Annotated in this window: 13 protein-coding genes; 4 read left to right on the top strand and 9 right to left on the bottom strand. The window is 54.3% G+C overall.

The features are described 5' to 3' along the window. Positions 1-4: 4 nt before the first annotated feature. The 6 genes from panB to sfsA form a co-directional block, all read right to left on the bottom strand. Positions 5-799, bottom strand: a complete 795-nt coding sequence (panB, locus tag CAG65_RS03475) for a 3-methyl-2-oxobutanoate hydroxymethyltransferase (protein WP_021705736.1) — start codon at positions 797-799, stop codon at positions 5-7. A 23-nt stretch (positions 800-822) separates the two neighbouring features. Continuing rightward, complete coding sequence (gene folK / locus CAG65_RS03470) at positions 823-1,308, bottom strand: 2-amino-4-hydroxy-6-hydroxymethyldihydropteridine diphosphokinase (protein WP_161452201.1); 486 nt, start codon at positions 1,306-1,308, stop codon at positions 823-825. Beyond that, on the bottom strand, positions 1,305-2,675 hold the full coding sequence (gene pcnB, locus CAG65_RS03465) for a polynucleotide adenylyltransferase PcnB (protein ID WP_202599251.1): 1,371 nt from the start codon (positions 2,673-2,675) through the stop codon (positions 1,305-1,307). The genes folK and pcnB overlap by 4 nt, the downstream gene beginning before the upstream one ends. Before the next feature lie 75 nt (positions 2,676-2,750). Continuing rightward, positions 2,751-3,641 (bottom strand): tRNA glutamyl-Q(34) synthetase GluQRS, encoded by an 891-nt coding sequence (gluQRS, locus tag CAG65_RS03460; RefSeq protein ID WP_161452197.1) that lies wholly within the window; start codon positions 3,639-3,641, stop codon positions 2,751-2,753. 72 nt (positions 3,642-3,713) lie between these two features. Next, complete coding sequence (dksA, locus tag CAG65_RS03455; protein ID WP_021705732.1) at positions 3,714-4,160, bottom strand: RNA polymerase-binding protein DksA; 447 nt, start codon at positions 4,158-4,160, stop codon at positions 3,714-3,716. 132 nt (positions 4,161-4,292) lie between these two features. Further along, on the bottom strand, positions 4,293-5,006 hold the full coding sequence (sfsA, locus tag CAG65_RS03450; RefSeq protein WP_161452195.1) for a DNA/RNA nuclease SfsA: 714 nt from the start codon (positions 5,004-5,006) through the stop codon (positions 4,293-4,295). 55 nt (positions 5,007-5,061) lie between these two features. Between sfsA and hrpB the strand changes: the two genes are divergently transcribed. The 4 genes from hrpB (at position 5,062) to acnB (ending at position 15,117) form a co-directional block, all read left to right on the top strand. After that, complete coding sequence (hrpB, locus tag CAG65_RS03445) at positions 5,062-7,518, top strand: ATP-dependent helicase HrpB (protein WP_161452193.1); 2,457 nt, start codon at positions 5,062-5,064, stop codon at positions 7,516-7,518. Then, entirely contained in the window at positions 7,515-9,866 is a 2,352-nt protein-coding gene (mrcB, locus tag CAG65_RS03440) for a penicillin-binding protein 1B (protein ID WP_161452191.1), read from the top strand. The genes hrpB and mrcB overlap by 4 nt, the downstream gene beginning before the upstream one ends. 52 nt (positions 9,867-9,918) lie before the next feature. Then, positions 9,919-12,219, top strand: coding sequence for a patatin-like phospholipase family protein (locus CAG65_RS03435; protein WP_161452189.1), 2,301 nt, complete (start codon positions 9,919-9,921; stop codon positions 12,217-12,219). A 300-nt stretch (positions 12,220-12,519) separates the two neighbouring features. After that, positions 12,520-15,117: a bifunctional aconitate hydratase 2/2-methylisocitrate dehydratase gene (acnB, locus tag CAG65_RS03430; protein WP_021705727.1), complete on the top strand. Its 2,598-nt coding sequence runs from the start codon at positions 12,520-12,522 to the stop codon at positions 15,115-15,117. Positions 15,118-15,182: 65 nt separating this feature from the next. Here the strand turns inward: acnB and CAG65_RS03425 are convergent, their stop codons facing one another. The 3 genes from CAG65_RS03425 to CAG65_RS03415 form a co-directional block, all read right to left on the bottom strand. Next, positions 15,183-16,322, bottom strand: a complete 1,140-nt coding sequence (locus CAG65_RS03425; protein WP_161452187.1) for a glycerate kinase — start codon at positions 16,320-16,322, stop codon at positions 15,183-15,185. A 15-nt stretch (positions 16,323-16,337) separates the two neighbouring features. Next, on the bottom strand, positions 16,338-17,603 hold the full coding sequence (locus tag CAG65_RS03420) for a GntP family permease (protein ID WP_161452184.1): 1,266 nt from the start codon (positions 17,601-17,603) through the stop codon (positions 16,338-16,340). A gap of 137 nt (positions 17,604-17,740) precedes the next feature. Next, positions 17,741-17,850, bottom strand: a 110-nt coding sequence (locus CAG65_RS03415) for a helix-turn-helix domain-containing protein (protein WP_161452182.1), incomplete at its 5' end; no start/stop codon positions are given.

The following is a 17,850-nucleotide window of genomic DNA, read 5'->3' as shown; positions in this document are numbered from 1 at the left end:
TCCTCTAGGCAATCGTATGGGCGTCATCAGGGAACGCGCCACTTTGCACATCTGCGATATATTTGGCAATCGCTGAGCGAATATCGCCCGTTTCTTTCAGGAAGTCTTTTGAAAACTTCGGCATGTAGTTGGCCGAGATACCGAGCATGTCATGCATCACCAGGATCTGACCGTCGGTGACATTACCGGCACCAATACCGATGACCGGAATGTCCAGTGCTTGGGTAATGCGTTCTGCCAATGCGGCCGGAACGCATTCTAAGACGATCAACTGCGTGCCTGCTTGTTGCAGTGCCAGCGCATCACTGACCATGCGGTCGGCGTTTTCCTGATCACGCCCCTGAACTTTGTAACCACCAAAGATGTTGACCGCTTGTGGGGTGAGTCCTAGGTGAGCACACACCGGTACTGAGCGCTCGGCCAGCATACGGATGGTGTCGACCAGCCAGGCACCGCCTTCAATTTTTACCATGTTTGCGCCTGCCTGCATTATCTTGGCGGCATTCTCGCACGCCTGTTCTGGAGTGGCGTAACTCATGAATGGCATATCGGCCATCAGTAGACAGTTCGGGCTACCGGCACGCACACAGCGAGTGTGGTAGGCAATTTCATCAACCGTTACCGGTAGTGTGTCCGGGCGGCCCTGCAGCACCATGCCAAGAGAGTCGCCCACCAGCAAAACGGGCATATCCTGGCTTTCGAACAGTTGGGCGAAACTCGCATCATACGCGGTAGAAGTTGCAAATTTACGACCTTCCTGTTTCCATTTCATCAGGTCGTTTATGGTAATTTTTTTCATGGATTGTCCTTACTAGGAGTTGGCTAGGAGCGCCAAATACTGAGCCCATTGCGCGCGACTTGTTGTAGCAGGTCGGACAGCTCAGTCCCATCAGGGAGTTGTAAACTTGGTGCGATCTCGGCAAGCGGATAGAGCACGAATTCGCGCTCTTTCATTCCGTAGTGTGGAATGATGAGACGCTCGGAGTCGATCACCTCATTGCCGTAAAGCAAAATATCGAGATCTAAGGTTCTTGGGCCCCAGCGTTCGTCTTTACGGACACGCCCTTGTTCCTGCTCAATCGCTTGGGTGCAATCGAGCAGTTCTAAGGGGGTTAATTCGGTTTTTATCGCCACAACAGCGTTAATGTAATCCGGTTGATCCTGCGGGCCCATCGGGCTGCTGCTGTACAGCTGCGACGCCTGGATAAACGCCGAACGTGGCAACTGAGCCAGCGCCTCGATCGCCTGCCGGGCCTGAGTCACCGGATCCGCCAGATTACTGCCTATGGCAATGTATGCCGTGATCATGAGCTTGCTTTGCTCTTTTTCTTACGAGGACTGCGACGGCGGCGGGAGCCGGACTTTTTACCACCGGCAGGCGTCGCGCTGTCTAAGTCGGCGACCATAGCCTGACGCATGTTGCGGCCGGCATTTTGGAAAGTTTCCCACCAATTAGCAAGCTCTTTGGTGTCTCCCCCCTCAATTTCACCGCGCATTTCAAGAAAATCGAACCCGGCTCTGAATTTATTCAGCTCCATCAGGCGGAATGCTCGTTTTCCATTGCGGCGTGGCAGGCGCAGTTGCAACTGCCAGATTTCACGGATGGTCGCAGTGTGACGACGCGGGATGGCAATGGTGCGCACCTGATCATCTAAAATCTGGTTGCTGGCTTCCATGACGGCGTCATAGTCGTTCATATTGCGCTCAGCCATCAGCTTGTCCGCCAGAGACAGCAATGGGTACCACAACATGGCCGCAAACATAAAGGCCGGATTAATCCGTTTGCCTTCTTCCATGCGCTGATCGGTGGAGTCCAGAACCTGATCCAACATCTGCTCCGTTGGTGAGGAGTAATCGTCGGTAAAGTGTTCGGAAATGGTCGGGAACAACTGCTGGAATAGGTTGTATTCGCGCAGCAGGTAATAGGTTTCCAGACCATGGCCTGATTGCAGCAGTTTGAGCGACTCTTCGTACAGACGCGCAGATGGAATCTCGCGCAGCAGGTGCGCCAGTTCCTCAATCGGGGCCGCCGTGTCTTCCTCAATATCGAAATCCAGTTTGGCGGCAAAACGAATCGCACGCAGCATTCGGACCGGATCTTCGCGGTAGCGGGTCTGCGGATCGCCAATCAGACGGACCAGCTTGTCATTGAGATCTTCGGCGCCACCGGCGTAGTCGTGAATCGAGTAATCACGGATGTTGTAGTACATCGCGTTGATGGTGAAATCGCGTCGTTCGGCGTCTTCATCAATGCTGCCGTAGACGTTATCACGCAACAGCATCCCTTCTTTCGATTGCTGGGAGACGTTTTTGCTCGGTTCCTGATGGTGGCCACGGAAAGTCGCCACTTCAATGATGTCGCGGCCAAACATGATGTGTGCCAAACGGAAACGGCGGCCGATCAGACGGCAGTTGCGGAACAACTGGCGGATCTGCTCCGGCGTCGCATTGGTGGCGATGTCGAAATCTTTCGGCGTCGCGCCGAGCAACAAATCACGAACACCGCCGCCGACCAAATAGGCATCAAAGCCTGCACCATTGAGACGATACAGAACTTTCAGCGCGTTATCGCTGATTTGTTTGCGTGAAATATTGTGCTCTTCACGCGTAATCACGTTGAGCGCGAGTTGTGTTATCACGCGCGGAGCACGTGTTGTGTTGTCATCTATATTCATGTGCATCTGGCAATAATCAGTTAAGCCAACCCTGATATTGGCCCGTTTCAGCAAAAATTTGCCGCTAATAATAGCTTAAGGGGCGTCGTTTGAGAATCTTGGTGTGATCTCGATCGAATCAGGTAGTTGGCTAATGTGCCAATTATCAACGCCCCAAGCGATGATTTCTTCGATAGAACACGCGTTTATGTGATCCGTCAGCCTAAAGCCAAGAAATTGCATCGCATTGAGCAAGGTGGGTTTTGGGTTCATGACATCGATGGCGGTCGCGTGATTTTGCTTCGACAGCTTGTTTCCGTTGTCATCCATGGCCAGCGGCAGGTGCAGGTAACGGACCGGCGGCTGGTTGAGGGTTTTATAAAGACAGATCTGGCGTCCGGTCGGTTCTATCAGATCCGCACCACGCACCACTTCCGTAACCCCCTGATCGATGTCGTCTAATACTACCGCAAGGTTGTAAGCAAATAAGCCATCACGACGTTTTATAATAAAATCTTCATCTGCCAATGCCAGCGGAATGGCGATTCGGCCGTGTTTCTGATCGTGAAACTCGGTGACGGAATGCGCGACGTGCAGCCGAACGGCGTAGGGCCCGCTGTCACGCAACCCCAGCTCACGGCATGTGCCGGGGTAATAGCCTCCGGCCGCTTTGATCTGTTTACGGGTGCACTGGCAATAATAGGCCTGGCCGCTTTGCAGCCACTGGTCAATCTGATTCTGGTATAAGTGGTGACGCTGGCTCTGGTATACCACATCACCATCCCAGTGCAATCCGTATGCCTCCAACGCCGACAGGATCAGGCTGGCTGCTCCCGGCATTTCTCGCGGTGGGTCTAAGTCTTCGATTCTGACTAACCACCGGCCCTGCTGGGCTTTGGCCTGGAAGTAGCTGCCCAGTGCAGCCACCAGGGAGCCGAAGTGAAGCGGACCGGACGGTGACGGAGCAAATCGGCCTACATACTGCATCTCAATCACTCTGTGGGTAGTAAAAGCAAAAAGGGAGCATAGCGCTCCCTTTGGTAATTCAGTGCCTGGTGATTAACCTTGCATCTGCTTTTCTTTGATTTCTGCAAGTGTTTTACAGTCAATACAAAGATCAGCAGTGGGACGAGCTTCAAGACGACGGATGCCGATCTCGACACCACAAGATTCACAGAAGCCAAACTCATCATCCTGAATCTTATTCAGCGTTTTCTCGATCTTTTTGATCAGACGACGCTCGCGGTCACGGTTACGCAGCTCTAGGCTGAACTCTTCTTCCTGAGAAGCACGGTCAACGGGATCCGGGAAATTTGCCGCTTCGTCCTGCATGTGGTGAACGGTGCGATCAACTTCTACCCTGAGCTGGTTCCGCCAGGCTTCTAAGATCTTTGTAAAATGAGCCATTTGCTCAGGTGACATGTACTCTTCACCCGGCTTTTCCTGATACGGCTCAACACCTGCAATGGCTAGGATGCCTAGCGCTTTTTTCTTCGATTCTGGCATGCAGCATCTCCTACTAACACCTAGTCAACTGCGATAACAGTTAATTTAAGGCGGGTATCTATAGCAAAAACAAACTGGGGAGGCAAATCCTGAATTGCAAACTTATCGTCAATGTGAAGGCGACATCATTTTTCAGTCAATTTGAATAAAATCGATCGCCTTGATCAGCTTGATTTCGTGCTCGGAAAGCTGCGCCTTGTAGCACAACACTTCCACTCCCTGTTCCTGAGCTTTTTTCAGTAAAAGTGAATAGTTTGCGTCTATATGGAGGGCTGGCGAAACTTTTTCAATCCCTGAATGCAAAACAGTGAACAAAAGTACTGCCCGTTGCCCATTATTGGCCATTTCTGTGAGCTCTCTCAGATGTTTCTGTCCGCGAGTAGTCACTGCGTCCGGGAAGTAACCTTGACCGTCTTCACCCAAAAGCGTGACACTTTTCACTTCTATATAGCACGAAGGTTGGGTCTCTGATTTGAGCAGGACATCAATTCGGCTATTTTCCTGACCGTATTTCACTTCGGTCAGCAGTTGATCATAGCCCAATAATTCAACGATGGTACCGTCTTGAATCGCTTCGACCGCCAGTTGATTTGCCCGCGCGGTGTTGATGCAGATTCGGTGGCCATCCTGTGTGTCACTCAACTCCCAGCTGTTTGGGTACTTACGCTTTGGGTTGTCTGAGGTGGAATACCACACCATGTTGCCAGGTTCGGCACAGCCGGTCATGGCGCCGGTGTTGGCACAGTGAATCGTACGCACACTGCCGTCCGGTAGTTCGATATCGGTCAGAAAGCGTTTGTAGCGTTTAAGCAGGGTGGCGGACTGGAATGGGGGATTGAACTGCATTTTTCTACTGGTTTTATGTACAATGTTGCCGCCATTTAAGCACAAGGACTGAACATTGTCACAATTGCCGATTCATGCCGTGATGCCACAACTGCTCTCTGCGGTGCGTGAACACACGCAAGTGATCCTCAAAGCCGCGCCGGGGGCTGGTAAGTCGACCGCCTTCCCACTTGAACTGCTGCGTCAGCAGATGGTGGCGGGCAAAATCATCATGCTGGAGCCACGCCGTCTGGCGGCGCGCAATATTGCCGCCTATCTGGCACGTCAACTCGGTGAGCGCGTCGGCCAGACGGTCGGCTACCGGATGCGCGGCGAGAACAAAACCAGCAGTGCAACCCGCCTTGAGATTGTAACGGAAGGCGTGATGACCCGGATGATTCAGTCTGATCCGGAACTCAATGGGGTCGCAATGCTGATATTTGATGAGTTTCATGAACGCAGCATTCATGCCGATACGGCGCTGGCACTGAGCCTGGAAGTCCAGGAGGCGTTGCGTGATGATCTGAGCATTGTGGTGATGTCCGCCACGCTAGACAGTCAGGCGATGACGGCGTTACTGCCACAGGCGGCCTACATAGAATCGCAGGGGCGGACATATCCCATCGACTACCGTTATCAGCCAGTTCGGCACCATGAGCCACTATTACCTGCAATGGCCCGTCAGATCCGAGCTTTGCTCGACAGTGAGTCAGGGTCGATGCTGGTGTTCTTGCCCGGAGTCGCGGCGATACGGCACTTGACCGAGCTGTTGGACGGTGTACCGGCGCGCATCTGCCCGTTGTACGGTCAGCTAACGGCGTCCGAGCAGCAACAAGCGATCGCGCCGTCAGCGTCGGGGGAGCGCAAAGTGGTTCTGGCCACCAATATTGCCGAAACGTCACTGACCATCGAAGGTATCCGGCTGGTGGTTGATTCTGGTTTAGAGCGGGTGGCGCGCTTTGATTTGCGCACTGGCATTACCCGCCTCGAGCAGGTTCGTATTGCCCAGTCTTCCGCGGCGCAACGTGCCGGCCGGGCCGGACGTTTAGAGCCGGGTTGTTGTGTGAGAATGTACAGTGAGAGTCAGCTGAATCAGCAACCTGTGGTACCTGAGGCGGAGATCCTGCATGCGGATCTGTCGTCTCTGGCGATGGAACTGTCGCGGTGGGGCTGTAGTGACGTTGGTGAGCTCAAGTGGCTGGATGTACCGCCGGACAGCGCGTTGCATCAGGCTCGTGCACTGCTGCAATCGCTCGGGATGCTGGACGGGGCCCTGCAACTGACGTCATTAGGGCGCCGGGCACATCAGTTGGGTGTGGAACCCCGCATGGCGGCGGCACTGCTGCATGCGCAAGCGAAACAGGCGAAGTGGTTACACACTGCGTTTGCCATGGTCGCCCTGTTAGAAGATCCGGAGCGCAATGTGACGGATCTCCAGCACAGTTTGCATCGACTGCATCGCGGTCAGCATGCTCGCCAGTCTATGGTATTGCAGCGTGCCCGTACGCTGGCCGAGCGGCTAGGCAGTACGTTTGAACTGGGCGGCGTGGAGGAAACTCTGCTGGCTCAGGTGGCGGCGACCGCATTTCCGGATCGGGTCGCGCAAAGACGGCGTGATACCAGCCGCTATACACTTGCCAATGGCCATGGTGCAGAGCTGCGCGACGACGACCCTTTGGCCCGTCACGACTGGCTGGTGGTGATCGACCTGATGCGCGGTCAGAGCAGTACCAGTCAGATTTTTCTTGCCCTCGGAGCCGATATCATCGCGCTTGAGCAGCATCTGCCGGCGTTATTTAGTGAGCATGAGCAGGTGGAATGGGATGAGACGCGCGGTCGTCTGAGTGCCCAGGCTCAGACGAAGCTGGGCTCGCTGGTTGTGCGCACCCGTGAACTGACCCAGCCTGGCGCGGAAAAAATGACCGAAGCTTTACTTAACTATGTTCGTCGCCACGGCCTTTCGGTATTAAATTGGACCGCCGAAGCCGAATCACTGTTGGCACGGGCCCGCTGCGCGGCTGAGTGGCTGCCGGAAGAGGCGTGGCCAGAGATGGATGAGGCGACATTATTGGCAGAGTTGGAGGCATGGCTTGAGCCCTACATGCAGGGTATCGCGTCACTAAAACAGTTGGCTTCACTACCGGTTTCATCTGCGCTGCAGGCGCGGCTGGGCTGGCCGCTCAATCAGCAGATTGATGAGTGGTTGCCGACGCACTGGTGTCTGCCGACCGGCAGTCACAAAGCGCTGCATTATCAACCTGGCCAGGCGCCGATGTTGTCCGTGCGGATGCAGGAAGTGTTCGGAGAACAGGACTCGCCCACGGTGGCCAAAGGACGTCAGCGAGTGGTGCTGGAACTGCTGTCACCGGCGCAACGTCCTTTACAACTGACCTCCGATCTGGCTGGCTTCTGGGCTGGCACATACAAGGAAGTCCAGAAAGAAATGAAGGGTCGCTACCCGAAACACGTCTGGCCGGATGATCCGGCGAGCCATGTAGCGACAACCAAAACCAAACGACAATTGAATTCATGACGACGAAGAAAACACCGGCTGCGAAAAAGCGCACCAACAAACCGACGGCTACCCGTAAATCCCGCAAACGTCCGCCGAAGAAGCCGGGAAAACATCGCTGGCTGAAAACCATCTGGAGCATCGGCTGGAAGCTGGCTCTGGCGGGGATCGCGGTGGCGATCTTTGTGGGGATTTACCTTGATACTATGGTTCGTCAACGGTTTGAAGGGCAGCTGTTCAGCCTGCCCACCGTAGTGTACGCCCGTATTCTGAACCTTGCTCCCGGTGATGACATCTCTTTACAAGAGGTCAGAAACGAGCTGGACGTACTCAACTACCGCAAAGTGCGCCAGCCGCGCCACCCGGGTGAGTATTCGTCGTCGTCGAGCAAAATTGAGCTGATCCGTCGTCCGTTTGAGTTCTCTGACGGGCCGGAGCCGGAGCGTCATGTGATGCTGTCATTTGATGGCTCGGGCTTGCAGCGCATTCGCTCACTGGAGCGCAATGGTGATTTAGGTTACCTGCGAGTTGAGCCGAAGATGCTTGGTATGCTGGAAAAAGAGGATGAGCAGCGCCTGTTCCTGCGTCGTGATCAGTTCCCGGAAGTGATGATTGATGCACTGCTGACCACCGAAGACCGCGATTTCTATCAGCATGACGGTGTGTCTCCGGTGGCGATCGCACGGGCCCTGGTGGCCAACCTGAGAGCGGGACGCACGGTGCAAGGCGGCAGTACCCTGACGCAGCAGTTGGCGAAAAACATCTTCCTGTCTCGTGACCGCACCTTGTGGCGTAAGCTGCAGGAAGCGTATATCGCGTTGATCATCGATTACCGCTACAGCAAAGATCGCATTCTGGAAGCTTACCTCAATGAAGTGTATCTGGGGCAAAGCGGTGGTGAGGCGATCCACGGTTTTGGTCTGGCATCACGCCTTTACTTTGGTCAGCCAATCCAGGAACTGCGTATTGATCAACTGGCGTTGCTGGTTGGCATGGTCAAAGGACCGTCGTATTACAATCCGGCCCGCTACCCAGATCGGGCAAAAGAGCGCCGAGATTTGGTGCTGCGTCTGATGATGCAACAAAACATTCTCACAGCGTCAGAATTTGAAGAAGCCGCTGGTCGCCCGCTGGATGTGCAAAAGAATCCGCGTATTGCCAGCCGTCAGCCCGCGTATTTCCAACAGCTGCAAATTGAGCTGAAAGACAAAGTCGGCTCAGCGTTCCAGTCTGATACTGGCCTGCGGGTGTTTACGTCACTGGATCCTGTCTCTCAGCATGAGCTGGAAAAAGCGATCGCGGCCAAAGTGCCTCAACTGGAAAAAACGTCCGGCAAAGGGCTGGAAGCTGCGGCGATCGCTGTGGATCGTCACACTGGTGAGATCCGTGCCATGGTGGGCGGCAAACGCGTGGGGTACGACGGTTTCAACCGCGCGCTCAATGCCAGTCGTCAAATCGGTTCGTTGGCCAAACCCGCGGTGTACCTGACCGCGCTGGAGCAGCCGCAAAAATTCAATCTGGCCACGACACTGGAAGATAAGCCACTGACACTGAAAGGCAGCCAGGGTAACAGCTGGACGCCACGTAACTATGACCGCCAGTATCGGGGTGACGTGCCGTTGTATCTGGGCTTGGCGAAGTCACTCAATGTGCCGACGGTGCGGTTGGGGATGCAACTGGGCATTCAGAATGTGATGGATACGTTTGAGAAACTGGGGGTGAATCGTGAGGAGATACGACCGGTTCCATCCATGTTCCTGGGGTCGTTTTCACTCACGCCATTTCAGGTGGCACAGATGTATCAGACCTTAACTAATTCAGGGCAAAAAGCGCCACTGTCGGCCTTGCGCTCGGTGTTGGATCTGGACGGTAACGTGCTGTACCAGTCGATCCCGCGGATGTCACAAACCGTTGACCAACAGGCGGCCTGGCTGACCACTTATGCGATGAAACGCGGCGTGCTGGAAGGCACTGGTCGCTACCTCAACAGCCAGTTTGGCTGGGCGGCTCTGGCCGGCAAAACCGGGACCAGTAACGACACCCGCGACAGTTGGTTTGTCGGCATCGACGGGCGTGAAGTAACCACCGTCTGGGTCGGACGCGATGATAACAAGTCAACCAAACTGACCGGATCAAGCGGTGCGCTGCGTGTGTATGCCGATTATCTGCAACATCGGATTCCGGAAAAACTGGTGTTGCCATGGCCACAAGGGATCAGCACTTTTGGCTTTGAACCAACCGGAAAAGGCGGCCTGGAGCTGAGTTGTGACGACAAATTCAAGTTACCGATGTGGGACGCCGACGGGGCGATGAAGAAAAGTTGTGAAAATCAACCGGCACAATGGCTGAAAAAGATATTCAGTTGGTAAAACGATCGAGTAATATCTAATCTATTCATACTCAAGGATATTTAGGGCTTCGATGTTGCGTCTTCCTTTTCTGTTTACTCTGATCCTGTTGGTCAGCTTTTCTGGCGTGGCGGCAACCGCCACGTCCGACGTCACTCAGCAAGGCGTGAAATCGCGGCCCAAAATTGCAGTGGTGCTGGCAGGTGGCGGGGCCAAAGGAGCAGCGCACATAGGGGTATTAAAAGCGCTGGAAGAGATGCACATTCCGGTGGACATTGTGACTGGCACCAGTATGGGGGCCTACGTTGGCGGCTTGTACGCCACCGGCATGAGCGCGGATGAGATCGAAAGTTTTCTTTATTCGGTCAACTGGAACGACGGCTACCGCGACCGGGTTGATCGCAGTGAGCGTCGGGTGCGTGATAAAGAGTATGAAGACCGATATCAACTGACCACGGATCTTGGCATTCGCTGGGGCGAAATCCGTGCCTCACGTGGGGTCGTTCAGGGACAGAATATGCTGCGTATTCTGCGTGAAACCACCGGTAATCTGCCGCCGTTTCAATCTTTTGATCAACTGGCGATCCCTTACCGCGCGGTGGCTACCGACATTCTGGAACTGCAACCTGTGGTGATGGACAAAGGTTATCTGACCGATGCCATGATGGCCAGTATGTCGGTCCCTGGAGCGTTGCCGCCTTACGAGGTCAACGGCCATATGCTGGTGGACGGTGGGGTCACCAACAACATGCCGGTCGACATCGCGCGTCAAATGGGCGCCGACATCATCATCGCGGTCGACATCAGCTCCGATTACAAGAGCGCGGATGACTTCACTAATTTCTTTACGGTCGCCGATCAGCTTTCTAATTATCTGGTCCGCCGCAGTACTCAGCAACAGGTCAAAAAGCTTGCTGACCAGGATGTACTGATCCAGCCGGATGTGGGCGGTTACAGTACCACCGATTTTTTCATCATGCCGGAAGCGTACAAACGTGGTTATAAGGCGGCTAATGATGCCAAGCAAGCCTTGTCTCGCCTGTCGTTGTCGACGGCGGATTATCAGAAATACCTCGACATCAAAGAGACCGTCCGGCGTGGACTGGTGTATATCGACGAAGTCAAACTCGACAAAATTTCGATCAATAACCAAACCCATTACACCAATAACTTGCTTGAAAACCGGCTGGCGCTGAAAGAGGGTAAGCAGTATTCGACCGAAGAACTGGAGCAGAGTGTACAGAACCTGTATGCGCTTGACCGTTTTGAGTTGGTCACCTACAAGTTTGATCAGCGCGACGGTGAAAATATCCTCAACGTGGATGTGAAAGAGAAATCCTGGGGGCCCAATTACATGGACTTCCGTTTCTTTCTCGAAGACGATTTTGATACCGAAAGCCAGTACTCTATTGGTGTCACCACCAATTTCACCAACCTCAACAGCAGCGGCGCTGAGCTGCGTCTGAATATGGACATGGGGTCGAACAAGCTGTTTGAGACGGAGTTGTATACGCCGCTGATGTCAGGGCAAAAACTCTTTGCCACTTTGAAAGGCCGCTACACCAATCAAGTGACCAATATCCCGATCGATGTGGAAGACCAAACCGTCAGTGATCGAGGACTGGACGCGGTCAAAGACTTCTTACCGGTGACTTACAAACAGTGGGTCGGAGAGGCGGCACTGGGCTACCAGCACCGTTTATGGAGTGAATTTAAAACCGGTGTACGTTATACCGATGGCGAGGCGGAAGTGTCCAATCTGGCCTCGTTTGGCAGCTTCGATTACCAGCGTACCGGCGTATTTTTCAACTATCGTATCGATACCCTGGATGACTTCAGCCTGCCCACCAAAGGGATCTATCTGGACTTAGACTATGTGGTTTCACACGCTTGGGTCGGAGACGGAACTTATGAAGAGGAAGGCACAACGTATGAAACCAATGTAAAGTTGATTGGGGCTAAAAGCGTGGGCCGTCATACTTTAGTGGGCAACGTGGATGCCGGTTTGATCGAGAGTCTCAATTCTGACACTCTGATTGAACCTCAGCAACTGGGCGGCTTCTTGCATCTGTCTGGCATTCCGCGCAACAGCCTCGCCGGAGAAAACAAACTTTACGGCAATATGATCTACCGTTATCGCTGGTTTGATAATGATTTTGGCCTGTTCAGTTCGCCCCTCTATCTGGGCGCGTCGCTGGAATACGGCGGCGTATGGTCTGAGTCCGGACTGTCGTTGTCTGAGTTGCCGATGTACTTGGCGGGCTCCGTGTTCGCCGGGATCGATTCTCCGATTGGCCCAATCATGTTTGGCTATGGTCGGACCGAACGCAACTATGATTCCATTTACCTGATCATCGGAACGACGTTCGATTGAGCAGGGAAGTAAAAAACGGGTGGCAGCCGGATCTCACCTGGTGGGATTCTTAGCAATAAAGCATGCAAAATCATAGAACTTTAGTCTTAAGTTGCTATGTTGGTCAAAATGATGAGATTTTAATTTATCGTTAATTTTGCTATTCTGTCGCCCACAGTTTGGCCTCTCTGGCGCTGTCTCTCAATCAAAAATTGAATGAAAGCATGGCAAGGAGAGCCAAGTTTCCAAGGATGTTCACTCCTCTTTTGTCTACTAAGAACAGTCATAAATGAGGAGGAACCGCAATGAGAGGAAAAAGTCGTGCTTGAAGCCTACCGTAAACACGTCGAAGAGCGTGCTGCCGAAGGAGTTGTCCCTAAACCCCTGGACGCAGAGCAAGTTGCTGGACTTGTAGAACTTCTGAAAAATCCCCCGCAAGGTGAAGAGGACTTCATCCTTGAACTACTGGAAAACCGAATCCCACCAGGTGTTGATGAAGCTGCTTACGTGAAAGCCGGTTTTCTGGCGGCGGTCACCAAAGGCGAAGTCTCTTCTCCTCTGGTCAGCCCGGAAAAAGCGGCGCAACTTCTGGGTACCATGCAGGGCGGTTACAATATTGAGCCGCTGATTTCCCTGCTGGACATCGACGCTCTGGCGCCGATCGCAGTGAAAGCCCTGTCACACACCCTGCTGATGTTTGATGCCTTCTACGATGTGGAAGAAAAGGCCAAAAACGGCAACGCATTTGCCCAACAAGTCCTGCAGTCTTGGGCCGATGCCGAATGGTTCTTGTCGAAACCAAAACTGGACGAAAAAATCACTCTGACCGTATTTAAAGTCACCGGTGAAACCAACACCGACGACCTGTCTCCGGCTCCGGATGCCTGGTCTCGTCCTGATATTCCAGTGCACGCTCTGGCGATGCTGAAAAACGAACGTGAAGGTATCGAACCGGATCAGCCAGGCACCATTGGTCCGATCAAACAGATTGAAGCGCTGAAAGAAAAAGGTCATCAACTGGTTTACGTCGGTGACGTCGTCGGTACTGGCTCATCGCGTAAATCGGCGACCAACTCTGTGTTGTGGTTTATGGGCGATGATATCCCATATGTCCCGAACAAACGCGCTGGCGGTTTTGTTCTGGGTGGTAAGATTGCACCTATCTTCTTCAACACCATGGAAGATGCGGGTGCGCTGCCTGTCGAGCTGGACGTATCGAAAATGAACATGGGTGACGTGATCGACGTATACCCATACGAAGGCAAAGTATGTAACCACGAAACGGGTGAAGTGCTGGCTGAATTCAAACTCAAGACCGACGTGTTGCTGGATGAAGTGCGCGCCGGCGGCCGTATTCCTCTGATCATCGGACGTGGTCTGACGGACAAAGCGCGTCAGTCGCTGGGTCTGGAAACCAGTGATGTGTTCCGTCTGCCTGCTCCGGTTGCAGACTCTGATGCCGGCTTTACGCTGGCGCAGAAAATGGTTGGCAAAGCGTGTGGCGTTGATGGCATCCGTCCGGGCACCTATTGTGAACCTAAAATGACCACGGTTGGTTCTCAGGACACCACCGGTCCGATGACTCGTGATGAACTGAAAGATTTGGCATGTCTGGGTTTCTCTGCGGATCTGGTGATGCAGTCGTTCTGTCACACCTCGGCTTACCCGAAACCGGTTGACGTCAACACTCACCACACGTTGCCTGATTTTATTATGAACCGTGGCGGTGTTTCACTGCGTCCGGGCGATGGCATCATCCACTCGTGGCTCAACCGCATGTTGCTGCCGGATACCGTTGGTACAGGTGGTGACTCGCACACCCGATTCCCTCTGGGGATTTCTTTCCCGGCAGGCTCTGGTCTGGTGGCGTTTGCAGCCGCAACCGGCGTGATGCCACTGGATATGCCAGAGTCGATTCTGGTGCGCTTTAAAGGTAAGCTGCAAGCTGGCATCACACTGCGTGATTTGGTGCACGCGATCCCGTACTACGGTATCAAGCAAGGTCTGCTCACCGTTGAGAAAGCGGGTAAGATCAACGAGTTCTCTGGTCGCATTCTGGAAATTGAAGGTCTGGAGCACCTGACGGTTGAACAAGCATTTGAGCTGTCTGACGCGTCGGCCGAGCGTTCTGCTGCGGGCTGTACCGTTAAACTGTCGGAAGAATCGATAGCCGAATACCTCAATTCCAACATCACCATGCTAAAGTGGATGATCTCGGAAGGTTACGGCGATCGTCGTACCATTGAGCGCCGCATCAAAGCAATGCAGGAATGGCTGGATAAGCCTGAGCTGATGGCAGCGGACAAAGACGCTGAATACGCGCACGTAATCGAAATCGATATGAATGAGATCAACGAGCCGATTCTGTGTGCGCCGAACGATCCGGACGACGCCCGTCTGCTGTCTGATGTACAGGGTACCCAAATCGACGAGGTGTTCATCGGTTCTTGTATGACGAACATTGGTCACTTCCGTGCGGCAGGGAAACTGCTGGACAACCACAAAGGTCAACTGGAAACCCGTTTGTGGGTGGCTCCGCCAACCAAGATGGATAAAGACCAGCTGATTGAAGAAGGTTACTACGGCATCTTCGGCCGCGCTGGGGTGCGCATTGAAACTCCGGGCTGTTCACTGTGTATGGGTAACCAGGCACGTGTGGCGGATAAAGCGACGGTTATGTCGACGTCAACGCGTAACTTCCCGAACCGTCTGGGAACCGGCGCGAATGTCTTCCTGGCGTCAGCGGAACTGTCAGCGGTAGGTGCCATTTTGGGGCGTATCCCGAATGTGGACGAGTACCTGCAATACGCAGAGAAGATTGATGCGACGGCTGCGGATACTTACCGTTACCTCAACTTCCACCTGATGGACACGTACACCAAGAAAGCGGAAGAAGTGATCTTCCAAGAGCCGGCGTAAGCCAGCGTGATGACGTGATGAGAAAGCCGCTGATTGTTTCAGCGGCTTTTTTTATCTGAGTCCGTTCATGGTTGGCTCGCCATGTGCCACACTGCTGCGACATTGCGTGCCGTCAGCTCGACGTTGCTCCGGGCCTGGGCCAGTGCGGTGGGTAAATCCACGGCGCCGTTAACTACAGAGAACAATGCATCAATGCCGTGTTGATGCACTACGTCACAATCGGCGGAGAGCGAACCGGCAATACCAATCACAGGCCGCTGGAAACGTTTGGCACAACGGGCGACCCCGATCGGCGTTTTACCGTGAATGGTCTGACTATCGATACGGCCCTCACCGGTGATGACCAGATCGGCGTCTTTGACCATAGAAGCCAAGTTCACCGCTTCCATGACGATTTCGATGCCAGGACGCAGATGTGCGTTGAGCAGGCCCAACAGAGCGGCGCCAAGCCCACCTGCGGCGCCAGCGCCCGGGATGTGCTGGACATCTTTGCCTAACTGGCGGCGCATCACCCGCGCATAATACGCCAGGTTGTCGTCGAGACGGGCAACCATCGCTGCGGTGGCCCCTTTTTGTGGACCGAACACTTGTGAGGCACCTTTGGGGCCGCACAGTGGGTTATCGACATCGCAGGCCACATCGAGTCGGACCTTCTTCAGGCGCGGATCCAGACCGTTGACATCAATGCGGACCAGTTTTCCCAGCTCACCACCGCCATGCCCCAGAGGTTGATCTTCGCCATCAAGCATCCGGATACCCAGCGCCTGCACCATACCGAGCCCGCCATCGTTGGTGGCGCTGCCACCAATACCGACAATAATGTGTTCAACACCGCGATCGAGCGCCGCGGTGATCAGTTCGCCCGTGCCGTAGGAGGTCGTGAGCAGTGGGTTGCGCTGCGCGACGGGCACCAGGTGAAGGCCGGACGCGGCCGCCATTTCAATCACGGCGGTTTTGCCGTCACCGAGTAAGCCATAGAAGCCGTCTACCGGTGTACCCAGCGGTCCCGTCACTGTGTGCTGAACAATCTGACCACCGGTCGCATCCACCAGTGACTGCACGGTGCCTTCACCGCCGTCTGCCATAGGCATTTTGACGTAATCCGCATCTGGCAGAATCTGACGAAATCCAGTTTCAATTGCACAGGCGACGTCCATCGCCGTCAGACTTTCTTTATAAGAATCAGGAGCAATTACAATTTTCATTTTCGACCTCACGGCTTAGACAAACAGACCAAAGACACCAAACATCATCACTGAGACAAATGCGATCATCAGACCGACCAGAGACTCATACGGGATCAGTTTGAGTCGCTCGCGGATATCCATATGTACCGCGCCGCCCGTCGCATGGAAAAAGCTGCCGTGTGGCATGTGATCCAGCACGGTTGCACCTGAATGAATCATCGCGGCACCGGCGAGCGCGGGGACGCCCAGCTCCAGAATCGTGTGGCTGAACACATTGGAAGCCACCGCGGTTCCTGCGGTGGTTGAAGCGGTAGCCAGCGACATCATGGCGCCCGAAATAGGCGCAAGTAAGTAGGACGGCAGACCAGAGGCGGTCAGCACGTCAATCAGGCCGCTCTTTAACCCGGAGTTGGCGATGATGCCTGCCAGGGTTCCTGTCCCCAGCAGCATCACGGCCACTGGCGCCATGCGGGTCAGGCCGGATACGGCGAAATGGTTGGTGTCATTGAAGCGCCCCATGACCACTGCGCCAATCAGGCCACCGAGCGGCAGGGCGATCAGCGGATCAACATTGATCCCGGCAATCGGACGCAGCGCCAGCAGCGTTATGGCGATCAGTGGCGCCACGATGGCGGCGCCAAAGCCAGGCAGGCGCGCATGATCGACAGCGATGACTTCGTGCTCGGCTACTTTAGAGCCTTTATGGATCAGACGTTTGGCGATGATGTAGGCCAGCAGCATGCCGCACAGGCCTGGAATGACGCCCGCCGCCATCACTGAGGTCAAAGGAACGTCAAAAGCGTCCGCCGCCGCGATTGCGTTTGGGTTCGGAGACATGACGTTGCCGGCTTTGCCGCCGCCAACCATTGCCAGCAGAATGGCGGTTTTGGAAATGTCGGCACGGCGGGCGATGGCCAGTGCAATCGGCGAGACGGTGATCACTGCCACATCAACAAACACGCCGACGGCGGTCAGGATCATGGTTGCCAGAGCCAGTGCCAACAGGGCGCGGGTTTCGCCGACTTTCTTGACGATGGTTTCCGCGATGGCGGTGGCGGCACCGGACTCGATCAGCACGCCGGCCAGTACACCGGCAGCCAGGATGCGCAACACGGCGGTCACGATACCCTGAGCTCCTCCTATCATTAGCGCGACCGTATCGGTCAGGGAGACCCCGCCAACGACGCCGCCAACCAAGGCCCCAATGATCATGCCGTAAGCAGGGGGAACTTTCTTTAAAATCAGCGCAATGGCGACCACAAGTGCGGCCAGGGCGCCTAATGTAGAGACTTCAGTCATGTTCTATTCCACACAGATTATAAGCGTTATTTTTTGAGCGAATATAAAGAGGGAAGCGTTGAACGTCTTTAGTCAGAATGCCAAAAAATGCCTGCCTGATGAGGCTTGGTTTTGTGCGCTTGCACAAAAAGATGAGTTCAGGCAAACAGTTTTAGCGACAGGTAAAGCAATAAAATATCATCTAATTTATTGATATTTAATGAGGTTATTTGTGATGCCCTATCCAGTCGGTAGCGTAGAGTATTAC

Source organism: Vibrio sp. V39_P1S14PM300 (genome assembly GCF_009904765.1).
Taxonomy (GTDB): Bacteria; Pseudomonadota; Gammaproteobacteria; order Enterobacterales; family Vibrionaceae; genus Vibrio; species Vibrio proteolyticus.
The sequence above is the reverse complement of the archived record's forward strand: the minus strand, read 5'-3'. Positions and strand labels throughout refer to the sequence as shown.

Coding starts and splice junctions, on each gene's coding strand:
- panB (WP_021705736.1), bottom strand. CDS start 799: ATGAAAAAAATTACCATAAACGACCTGATGAAATGGAAACAGGAAGGT.
- folK (WP_161452201.1), bottom strand. CDS start 1,308: ATGATCACGGCATACATTGCCATAGGCAGTAATCTGGCGGATCCGGTG.
- pcnB (WP_202599251.1), bottom strand. CDS start 2,675: ATGAATATAGATGACAACACAACACGTGCTCCGCGCGTGATAACACAA.
- gluQRS (WP_161452197.1), bottom strand. CDS start 3,641: ATGCAGTATGTAGGCCGATTTGCTCCGTCACCGTCCGGTCCGCTTCAC.
- dksA (WP_021705732.1), bottom strand. CDS start 4,160: ATGCCAGAATCGAAGAAAAAAGCGCTAGGCATCCTAGCCATTGCAGGT.
- sfsA (WP_161452195.1), bottom strand. CDS start 5,006: ATGCAGTTCAATCCCCCATTCCAGTCCGCCACCCTGCTTAAACGCTAC.
- mrcB (WP_161452191.1), top strand. CDS start 7,515: ATGACGACGAAGAAAACACCGGCTGCGAAAAAGCGCACCAACAAACCG.
- CAG65_RS03435 (WP_161452189.1), top strand. CDS start 9,919: ATGTTGCGTCTTCCTTTTCTGTTTACTCTGATCCTGTTGGTCAGCTTT.
- CAG65_RS03425 (WP_161452187.1), bottom strand. CDS start 16,322: ATGAAAATTGTAATTGCTCCTGATTCTTATAAAGAAAGTCTGACGGCG.
- CAG65_RS03420 (WP_161452184.1), bottom strand. CDS start 17,603: ATGACTGAAGTCTCTACATTAGGCGCCCTGGCCGCACTTGTGGTCGCC.